Annotated in this window: 9 protein-coding genes and 2 pseudogenes; 10 read left to right on the forward strand and 1 reads right to left on the reverse strand. The window is 60.5% G+C overall.

Annotation, left to right across the window (positions count from 1 at the left end; all coding sequences use genetic code 11):
* Positions 1-29: 29 nt before the first annotated feature.
* Positions 30-206 carry a hypothetical protein gene (locus G3N94_RS01620; protein ID WP_205790338.1) on the forward strand — a complete coding sequence of 59 codons (177 nt, stop codon included), beginning with the start codon at positions 30-32 and terminating at the stop codon, positions 204-206.
* 245 nt (positions 207-451) lie between these two features.
* Here G3N94_RS01620 and G3N94_RS01625 read toward each other — a convergent pair whose 3' ends face one another.
* The gene (locus G3N94_RS01625; protein ID WP_205790340.1) at positions 452-1,354 is read right to left on the reverse strand and encodes a LysR family transcriptional regulator; all 903 of its coding nucleotides are present in this window, start codon (positions 1,352-1,354) and stop codon (positions 452-454) included.
* 132 nt (positions 1,355-1,486) lie between these two features.
* On the opposite strand from G3N94_RS01625, the gene G3N94_RS01630 reads away from it, so the two are divergent.
* From G3N94_RS01630 to G3N94_RS01670, 9 genes and pseudogenes are all read left to right on the forward strand, one after another.
* A complete protein-coding gene (locus G3N94_RS01630) occupies positions 1,487-2,473 on the forward strand; it encodes a 2Fe-2S iron-sulfur cluster-binding protein (protein WP_205790342.1) in 987 nt (328 codons plus the stop codon).
* A gap of 41 nt (positions 2,474-2,514) precedes the next feature.
* Complete coding sequence (locus G3N94_RS01635; protein ID WP_205790344.1) at positions 2,515-3,771, forward strand: aromatic ring-hydroxylating dioxygenase subunit alpha; 1,257 nt, start codon at positions 2,515-2,517, stop codon at positions 3,769-3,771.
* A gap of 1 nt (position 3,772) precedes the next feature.
* Positions 3,773-4,246, forward strand: a complete 474-nt coding sequence (locus G3N94_RS01640) for a nuclear transport factor 2 family protein (protein ID WP_205790346.1) — start codon at positions 3,773-3,775, stop codon at positions 4,244-4,246.
* Positions 4,247-4,254: 8 nt separating this feature from the next.
* Positions 4,255-4,566 carry a non-heme iron oxygenase ferredoxin subunit gene (locus G3N94_RS01645; protein WP_205790347.1) on the forward strand — a complete coding sequence of 104 codons (312 nt, stop codon included), beginning with the start codon at positions 4,255-4,257 and terminating at the stop codon, positions 4,564-4,566.
* A gap of 99 nt (positions 4,567-4,665) precedes the next feature.
* Positions 4,666-5,712 (forward strand): gentisate 1,2-dioxygenase, encoded by a 1,047-nt coding sequence (gene gtdA, locus G3N94_RS01650; protein WP_205790349.1) that lies wholly within the window; start codon positions 4,666-4,668, stop codon positions 5,710-5,712.
* A gap of 81 nt (positions 5,713-5,793) precedes the next feature.
* A complete protein-coding gene (locus G3N94_RS01655) occupies positions 5,794-6,492 on the forward strand; it encodes a fumarylacetoacetate hydrolase family protein (protein WP_205790351.1) in 699 nt (232 codons plus the stop codon).
* A gap of 15 nt (positions 6,493-6,507) precedes the next feature.
* Complete coding sequence (gene maiA, locus G3N94_RS01660) at positions 6,508-7,152, forward strand: maleylacetoacetate isomerase (protein ID WP_205790353.1); 645 nt, start codon at positions 6,508-6,510, stop codon at positions 7,150-7,152.
* A 148-nt stretch (positions 7,153-7,300) separates the two neighbouring features.
* A pseudogene (locus G3N94_RS01665) lies at positions 7,301-8,186 on the forward strand (IS5 family transposase).
* A gap of 530 nt (positions 8,187-8,716) precedes the next feature.
* Positions 8,717-9,211, forward strand: a pseudogene (locus tag G3N94_RS01670) (transposase); the annotation flags it as partial.
* Positions 9,212-9,346 lie beyond the last annotated feature (135 nt).

Consider the following 9,346-nt stretch of genomic DNA (forward strand, 5'->3'; position numbering starts at 1 on the left):
GCCGTGGAAGAGGCGCAGGCTGGATTCACATGAAGATCGCAGTCGAAGGGAAGCAGGCGCGACTCTACCTTGACAATAAAAAGCAGCCGTCGTTGATCGTGAATGACCTGAAGCTTGGACCGGATCAACATGGCGGGGTAGGCATCTGGATCGAGTCTGGCACGGTCGCCCATTTCCGGAATCTGCGCGTGACCGGCCTGCACTGATTTTTCTCGATCGGCGTGTGGCCATCGAAAACGCGAGAGGTCGGACGGAAAGCACCTGCGATGGTTTGCTGGATCGATGCCGTCGTAGCGCCATCATCCGACCGCAACACGGTCAACCCGTGTTGCTGGCAATCCGCTGCTTGGCGGGCTTTTCGGAAGCGCCGAACGTCACTCGACCGGATATCCCGGTGCGGTCAGCGGGTGGACGGATTCAATCGCGATCTTCACGAATCGTCCGCGGGCGGCTAGATTGAAAATTCGTCGAACACCAGTTGCCGGAGCCATTGATTGCCGGGCTCGCGGTGATTCCGCGCATGCCATAACACGTTGATCGTGATATCGGGAATCTTGACCGGGCACGGCGCACTGACGAGATCGAACGGCGCGAGCGTGCGGGTTGCATAAGCCTCCGGCACGACGGCAACCAGGTCCGTCGTTTGCAGAATGTGACCGACCGCGACGAAGTGCGGCACACGCAGATGAACGTTGCGCTGAACGCCGGCCCTTTGGATGGCGGAATCGACCATGCCATGACCGGTTCCTTCCGCAACGATCGACACATGCTCCGAGTCCAGGAACGCCTTCATCGTCATGCCAGTTTTGGCGAGAGGGTGCCCTTTCCGGAACAGGCACACATACTTTTGTTTGAACAGGCGTCGCTGGAAGAAGCCTGTCTTGAGGTCGGGCAGAAACCCGACCGCGAGGTCCACGTTACCGCGCTCCATCTCGTCGCGGAGCGTGTCCGATTGATTGCGCACGGTGCTGATCGACACACCCGGGGCAACCTTCGCCAGTCGCTTCATGAGACCCGGCACAAAATAGATCTCGCCGATGTCGGTCATCGCGATCGTGAACGCGCGCGTACTCGATGCAGGGTCGAAATGCGACGTGACGTTCAGCGTGTTGTGGATTGTGCCCAGCGCGTAGGCGATCGGTTCCGCGAGCGTCTCGGCAAACGGCGTCGGCGCCATGCCTTTCGAGGTTCGGAGAAACAGCTCGTCCCCGAGCACCTTTCTCAGTCGGTTCAGCGCATTGCTGATCGCCGGCTGCGAAATGCCGAGTGTCGCCGCAACGGACGAAACGCGCCGTTGCCGAAGCAGCTCGTTGAACACGACGAGCAGATTGAGATCGATGTCCTGGAGTTCCAAGCGCCGCCTCCTTTGATGTGCGATGCATTATCACTGTCAGTGATGTTTTATATCAAGGAATTTCTATTTATAAATGATCCTGGTGGCGGCATCATGCGGGCATAAGTTGAACCGCCCGGAGACATTGGCCCCATGGAAGTTTCGATTCTGCCGCTTCATCGAACGCTCGACGTGCGCTCGGGCGACAACCTCCTTGAAGCACTGCGCACCCATCAGATCCCCGTTTCGTACAGCTGCATGGCGGGGCGTTGCGGCACGTGCCGCTGCCGCGTCGTGTCGGGCAATGTACTCATGACCGGGGCCTCCGACACGAATCTTCCGGTCACCAACGGACAATCGGTGCTGGCTTGCCAGGCGACGCTGATCGAAGACTGCGTGATCGAGATCCCCGACGTCGACGAGATCGTCATCCATCCGTCGAAGATCATCAAGACGACGGTGGTGGGCATCGAGGATCTCACGCACGATATCAAGCGTGTTCGTCTGGCGCTATCCAAACCGTTCGAATTTTCGCCGGGCCAGTATGCGTCGCTGCAGTTCACGCCACAGCACATCCGGCCTTACTCGATGGCGGTGACCGCCAACGGCGATGAAGTGGAATTCCACATTCGTGTCGTGCCGGGCGGGCGCGTGACGTCCTACGTTTCCACTGAATTGAAGCCGGGCGATCCGGTGCGGCTGAGCGGGCCGCTCGGTACTGCCTACCTGCGACGCAAGACGTCCGACCCGGTCATCTGTATCGCCGGCGGTACCGGCCTCGCGCCGATCCTGTCGATCCTGCGCGGGATGGCGGATCACGGCATGACCAATCCGGTACACATGTATTTAGGCGTTCGGTCGCCGCAGGACATCTATGGGGTGAGCTGGCTCAACGAATTGAAGGAGCGGCTGCCGAATTTGACGGCTCACGTGGTGGTGACGTCGTCGCTTGAGCCTGGGCCGTACCGCACCGGCATAGTGACGGAAGCGGTCAATCTGGACTGGGACGATTTGAAGGGCTGGCGCGCGTATGTCGCCGGCGCGCCGGTGATGGTCGATGCCGCGTCGATCCTGCTCCGTCAGAAAGGCATCAAGGCCGAACATGTGTACGCGGACGCCTTTTACGCAAGCGGCGTGTGACGTCCGCCGATTGCGTCATTTTTCCAATCAGGAGACAAACCATGAGTGAGGCCCCCATTACCTTCGTGCGGCCGAGCTGGAAAGACGATGGCTCGAGCCGGATTCCGTTCTGGGCGTACACCGACGACGATACGTATCGCCGCGAGCTCGAACGCTTCTTCTATTCGGGGCATTGGTGCTACGTCGGTCTGGAGGCCGAGATCCCGAATCCGGGCGACTTCAAGCGCACGGTAGTCGGCGAGCGCTCGGTGATCGTGACGCGGACGCAGGACGGCGACATCGCCGTCGTCGAGAATGTCTGCGCGCACCGGGGCGTGCGCTTTTGCCGCGAGAAGTTCGGAAACCAAAAGGAATTCACCTGTCCGTACCATCAATGGAACTACGACCTGAAGGGCAACCTCGTCGGTGTGCCGTTTCGTCGCGGCGTGAAGGCCGACGGCAAGGTCAACGGCGGCATGCCGGCGGATTTCGATCCGAAGCAGCACGGCCTGACGAAGCTGAACGTGGCACGCCGGAACGGCGTGATCTTCGCGTCGTTCGACCACGATCTGCCGTCGCTCGAGGCGTTCCTCGGGCCGACGATCCTCGGATACTTCGATCGCGTGTTCGACGGACGCAAGCTGAAGATCATCGGCTACAACCGACAGCGTATCCCCGGCAACTGGAAGCTGATGCAGGAAAACATCAAGGACCCGTATCACCCGGGCCTGCTGCATACCTGGTTCGTCACGTTCGGCCTCTGGCGGGCGGACAACAAGTCCGAGCTGAAGATGGACGAGCAGTTCCGCCATGCCGCGATGATCTCGACGCGCGGCGCGGGCGGCAAGGGCGATGTCACGAGCGGCGTGTCGAGCTTCAAGGATCAGATGACGCTCAATGACGACCGCTTCCTCGACGTCGTGCACGAACCGTGGTGGGGCGCACCGACGGCCGTGATGATGACGCTGTTCCCGAGCGTGATCATCCAGCAGCAGGTCAATTCCGTTTCGACGCGCCACATCCAGCCGAACGGGCACGGCTCGTTCGATTTCGTGTGGACGCATTTCGGGTTCGAGGAAGACAGCGAGGAGATGACGCATCGGCGTTTGCGCCAGGCGAATCTCTTCGGGCCTGCGGGTTTCGTTTCCGCGGACGACGGGGAGGTCATCGAGTTCTCGCAGGAAGGCTTCGAACAGAAGCCTTCCCATCGAACCATTGCGGAACTCGGCGGGCGAGAGATCGAGGATACCGACCACATGGTCACCGAAACGCTGATTCGTGGGATGTACAACTACTGGCGCCGTGTGATGGAGATTTGAGATGCTGGATTTCGAAACGTATCAGCAGGTGCTGGCGCTCTACGCCGACTATGCGTCCGTCGTGGACAACAACGAATGGGACAAGTGGCCCGAATTCTTTACGGACGCGTGCACGTACAAGATTCAGCCGCGAGAGAACTTCGACCGCGGCTTTCCGCTCGCGACGCTCGCGTTCGAAAGCAAGGGGATGTTGAAAGATCGTGTGTACGGCATGACCGAGACGATCTTCCATGACCCGTACTACCAGCGCCATGTGGTGGGGGCGCCGCGCATCCTGCGTGCCGACAGCGAGCGGATCGATGCTGAAGCCAACTATGCGGTGTTCCGGACGAAGCCCGACGAACTGACGACCGTATTCAACGTCGGGCGCTACGTCGATACGATCCGCCGGACGCGGGATGGTCTCAGGTTCGAATCGCGCATCTGCGTGTTCGACAGTGAAATGATCGCGAACTCGATCATCTATCCGATCTGAGGTGTGTGATGGAAAAGCAGTGGACGAAAGTGATCGAGCTGTCGGCCGTGCCGACGGACGACGTGACCGCAGTGAACGCCGGGGGCCAGGAGTTGGCGATCTACGGCGTCGATGGCGCGGTGTTCGCGACCGACAACATCTGCACTCATGGCCACGCGCGGCTGTGCGATGGCTTTCTCGATGGTCACGAGATCGAATGCCCGTTGCATCAGGGGAAATTCGATGTCCGGTCCGGCAAGGCGATGTGCGAACCGCTGACGACGGACATTCGCACGTATCCCGTGAAGATCGAAGACGGTTACGTCTTCGTCGAACTCTGAGCGGGCGATTCAACTGTCAGGTCGCGCATCGTGCGTGTAGCGTCGGTTGACGTCGCGCCGGTGTGCCGCCATCCGCTATCGATCGATCAGGAGACACGCATGACGGCTACCACGCTGCACGAGCAGCGCTCGACGTACTACCGGCAACTTCAGGCCCAGCAGCTGTCGCCGCTCTGGGAATCGCTGCACAACCTCGTCCCGAAGGAACCGAGGCCGCAAGCAGTCGCGGCGATGTGGAAATACGCGGAAATCCGTGATCTCGTCTTCGAGGCCGGCTCGCTGATCAGCGCAGAGGAGGCGGTCCGGCGTGTGCTCGTGCTCGAAAACCCGGGATTGCCGGGGAAGTCGAGCATCACGTCGACGCTGTATGCCGGCCTGCAGCTGATCTTGCCGGGCGAGCTCGCGCCGAGCCACCGGCATACGCAATCCGCATTGCGATTCATCGTCGAAGGGCGCGGTGCATGGACGGCCGTCAACGGAGAGCGGACGACCATGCATCCGGGCGACTTCATCATCACGCCGTCCTGGACCTGGCACGACCACGGCAACCCCACGGTCGACGACGGCGGTGAATCGGTCGTCTGGCTCGATGGCCTCGACATTCCGCTGATCGGCCATCTCGATGCGGGCTTTGCGCAAACGTATCCGGAGGTCACGCAACCGGTGCTTCGCCTGGAAGGCGACAGCTTCGCGCGATTCGGACACAACATGGCGCCGGTTCGGCACCGCGTCACGGATCCCACGTCGCCGGTATTCAGCTACCCGTACGAGCGGAGCCGCGAGGCGCTCGACGTGCTCTATCGAAACGGCGAACTGGACGACTGGGACGGCGTGAAGCTTCGCTACGTCAATCCCACGACCGGTGGCTGGCCCATGCCGACTATCGCGACGTTCATGCAGTTCCTGCCGGCCGGTTTTGCGGGCAAGACATATCGCAGCACGGATGCGACCGTCTACTGCGTCGTGGAGGGCACGGGCGTCGCGCAAATCGGCGCAGAGCAATTTCGGTTCGAAGTGCACGATGTGTTCGTGGTCCCTTCGTGGCAGCCCGTCAGTCTGAACACGAACAGCGATTGCGTGCTGTTCAGCTACTCGGATCGCCCGGTGTTGTCCGCATTGAACCTGCTGCGCGAGGCGCGCCAGTAATTCCTTGAGCGAGGGCTCGGATGCGCAGAACGCCCACGCACGATATTCATTTCACGCGATAGAGAACAGGAGTGCTCCATCATGACATTTGTATTCCCCCCCGAGGCACCGGTTGCCGTGCCGGTTGCAGGCAGCGATGCTCAGTTTGCCGTACGACGCGTCTATTGCGTCGGCCGGAATTATGCGGCGCACGCGCGCGAAATGGGCTTCGATCCCGATCGCGAGCCGCCGTTCTTTTTTTGCAAGCCGGCAGATGCCATCGTGCCGGTGGCATATGATGAAACGCTGGAACTGGCGTACCCGTCGCAGACGAGCAACTACCACTACGAGGCCGAACTCGTCGCGGTGATCGGCATGGGTGGCTCGGATATTCCGCTCGAACAGGCGCTCGACCACGTATGGGGCTATGCGGTGGGCCTCGACATGACGCGCCGCGACCTGCAGATGAAGATGCGCGAGATGGGCCGTCCGTGGGAAATCGGCAAGGCGTTCGACCGCTCGGCGCCGATCGGCCCGATTCATCGCGCGAGCGACGTCGGTCATTTCGAGCATGGCGGGGTGTGGCTGACCGTGAACGGCGAAACGAAGCAGACGAGCGACGTGTCGCACCTGATCTGGTCGGTTGCGGAGACGGTGGCCGACCTGTCGAAGTTCTTCCGCCTCGAGCCGGGCGATTTGATCTACACGGGCACGCCGGAAGGTGTTGGCGCAGTCAATGCCGGGGATCTGATGACCGTGGGCGTTGAACGTCTCGGCGAGCTGCGTGTGCGGGTCGCGTGATTGGTAGGACATCCGATGCAACTTCATAACTTCTTCAACAGCTCGACATCCTACCGCGTGCGAATCGCGCTGGCGCTCAAAGGCGTGCCATTCGACTATGTCCCGGTGAATATCCGCACAGGCGCGCATCGGGACGCAGAGTACGTGAATCGGCTCAATCCGTCCGCGGCCGTGCCGGCGCTGGTCGACGGCGATTTCAGCTTGGGCCAGTCGCTCGCGATCGTCGACTGGCTCGACGCGCGCTTCCCGGAACCCAGGCTGATCCCGGCCGATCGCGACCTTCGCGCTCGCGTTCTCGAGCTGTCGTATCTGATTTCCTGCGACATCCATCCTGTCAACAATCTGCGCGTGCTTCGCTACCTCGAAACGGAACTGAACGTGACGCCGGAGCAAAAGAGCGCGTGGTACAGGCATTGGATCGCGGAGGGCATGGCTGGCGTGGAGCGGCTGCTGGGCAAATACGGGAAAGGACCGTGGTGTTTCGGCGACGCGCCGACGCTCGCGGACTGTTGCCTCGTGCCGCAGATGGCGAACGCGCTGAGAATGGGCTGCGACATGGATGCCTATCCGTTGAGTCAGGCCGTGTATCGGCATGCAGGCGAGCATCCGGCATTTGCGGCCGCGCAGCCCATACTCCAGCCGGACTTCGTTACGCCGTAACGGAAGCGAGACAGCATCACTCGTTGTCGCGATGCGCGTTCCGTTCAAGTATTGAGCACGTTTTCGCTCGAGAGATAGGGTAAAGAATGGCACGTGACTTAGAACCTATCCGTAAATAAAGGTATGCTTCGTTCCGAGCCGCAAGCGAATGCGGCATTGGAGCGAAGGCTTGAGCAAGAAGCGAGTCGAATCGTGGGAGGTGACCGATGCATTCTGGCAGCGGGTGGAGCCACTGATCCCGCAACGCGCGCCCTCACCAGAGAAAAAGTACCTGCGCAGGCCGGGAGCGGGACGACCGCCGAAGCCGGCTCGCCAGGTGTTTGAGGCCATTGTGTATGTACTGCGCACGGGCTGCCAATGGAAGGCGTTGCCCAAAGAGCGTTTTGGTAGTGCCAGCGCCATCCACAAACGCTTTCTCGAATGGGAGGCAGCGGGCTTCTTCGAAGCACTCTGGGCGGCAGGACTGGCCGAGTACGACGAGATGGAGGGCATCGCATGGCGCTGGCAAAGCGTCGACGGGGCGGTGATGAAGGCACCCCTGGCACAAGAAGCCGTCGGCCCGAGCCCGACGGATCGGGGAAAAAAATGGAAGCAAACGCCATCTTCTGGTCGACGGTCGTGGCGTCCCGTTGTCGCTCATCGTCACCGGGGCCAACGTCAATGACGGCAAGCGACTCGGTGAGGTCCTCAGCGCCATCATGGTCAAGCGCCCGAATCACCCGCATCGTCGCAGCAAGCACCTGTGTGCGGATGCAGGCTACAAAAGCGCCGAGTGTCTTCGCATCATCGACGAGCACGACTACATTCCTCATGTCGTCGACCGTCGGAAAGAGGCCGACCTCAAGCGGCGCGATCCGAAGAAAAAGGCTCGGCGCTGGGTGGTTGAAGTCTGTGATAGCTGGTTCAACCGCTTTCGCAAACTACTGGTCCGATACGAAAAACTCGAACGCAGTTTCGTCGCCCTAAACCATCTTGCCGCTGCCATCATCGAATTCCGCAAGGTGCCGCTGAGCGTTAACATAATTTACGGATAAGCTCTTAAGCGAAACCGGCGAATCAATGGCATACGGCGCGCTGGTTGTAGTCGGCGCAAGCCAACACCAGCCGACTCGGCCGCTTATGGGGCGTAGGGCTTGCGCCGGCTTGGGCGAGCTCGACCCTTAGCCGACAGGATCACAAATCAGACGGACTCAGGGCGCGACACACTCCATCTAACGTTTTCGATAATTGCGCTGCATGTGGGCGAAATCTACCGTGCAGAATAGTGGAAATCGAGATATCAAATAGGCATGGAGCGTTGATGGAGGCAAAGCGCAGCATCATCTGTGATCAGGAGAATTCCCTATCCGAAGCGTGCGTCGGCTCGGGATTCTCGCACTGGAGATCTTTCCCGATCGGACGATTTGCGATTCCGGCTGACGAAGAGCGAGGGCCGGCAGGAACTGGAGATAAGCTCGAATCTGGTGTACGGGGGAGTTGAGGCAGGAGATTGAAGGTGGTGGAGGTTTCAGCTGAGAATCTGATTGTCGAAGTCGGAAACCAGCAAACAACAAAACCAACCACCATGAGCAAGGATACGGAAAAAGCAGTCGTCGGTCTATCGGGAGCCGGCCTCGGGCTGGATGAATTGGTCCGTCAAGGGGCGCGGCAGGTGATTCAACAAGCGATTGAAGCGGAGTTGGCGGAGCTGCTGGAGCGGTTCGAGAACGTGAAGACGCTGCACGGGCAACGCGCCGTGGTGCGCAACGGCTACTTGCGCGAACGCGAGGTGTTGACGGCGACCGGGCCGATTGCGGTGAAGGTGCCGAAGGTGCGTGATCGATCAGGATCGGGGGTGAAGTTCAATTCGTCGATCGTGCCGCCGTATGTGAGGAAGTCACCCCGTGTCAGCGCGGCGCTGCCGTGGCTATATCTGAAAGGCATCTCGACAGGCGACTTGGGCGAAGCGTTGAGCGTGCTGCTGGGCGAGGACGCGAAGGGCTTGTCGGCGAATGTCGTGAGCCGGTTGAAGGCGCAGTGGGCAGAAGAGCATGCGGCGTGGAGTCGGCGTGACCTGTCGAAGTCGTGTGACGTTGCCCGCGAATTTCGTATCCGCTAACCGAGCATTTATTATGCCGCTTCCTTTCGCTGTGCGGCGTGCCAGTCTTGTTCAAATTGCATCGGACTGACGTAATTCAACGTCGAGTGCAAACGC

Origin of the sequence: Burkholderia sp. Ac-20353 (assembly GCF_017104785.1) — a bacterium.
Lineage (GTDB): Bacteria > Pseudomonadota > Gammaproteobacteria > Burkholderiales > Burkholderiaceae > Burkholderia.

Excerpts from the sequence above, each read along its gene's own strand:
- G3N94_RS01635 (WP_205790344.1), top strand. The coding sequence starts at position 2,515 with ATGAGTGAGGCCCCCATTACCTTCGTGCGGCCGAGCTGGAAAGACGAT.
- G3N94_RS01645 (WP_205790347.1), top strand. The coding sequence starts at position 4,255 with ATGGAAAAGCAGTGGACGAAAGTGATCGAGCTGTCGGCCGTGCCGACG.
- G3N94_RS01630 (WP_205790342.1), top strand. The coding sequence starts at position 1,487 with ATGGAAGTTTCGATTCTGCCGCTTCATCGAACGCTCGACGTGCGCTCG.
- G3N94_RS01655 (WP_205790351.1), top strand. The coding sequence starts at position 5,794 with ATGACATTTGTATTCCCCCCCGAGGCACCGGTTGCCGTGCCGGTTGCA.
- maiA (WP_205790353.1), top strand. The coding sequence starts at position 6,508 with ATGCAACTTCATAACTTCTTCAACAGCTCGACATCCTACCGCGTGCGA.
- gtdA (WP_205790349.1), top strand. The coding sequence starts at position 4,666 with ATGACGGCTACCACGCTGCACGAGCAGCGCTCGACGTACTACCGGCAA.
- G3N94_RS01620 (WP_205790338.1), top strand. The coding sequence starts at position 30 with ATGAAGATCGCAGTCGAAGGGAAGCAGGCGCGACTCTACCTTGACAAT.
- G3N94_RS01640 (WP_205790346.1), top strand. The coding sequence starts at position 3,773 with ATGCTGGATTTCGAAACGTATCAGCAGGTGCTGGCGCTCTACGCCGAC.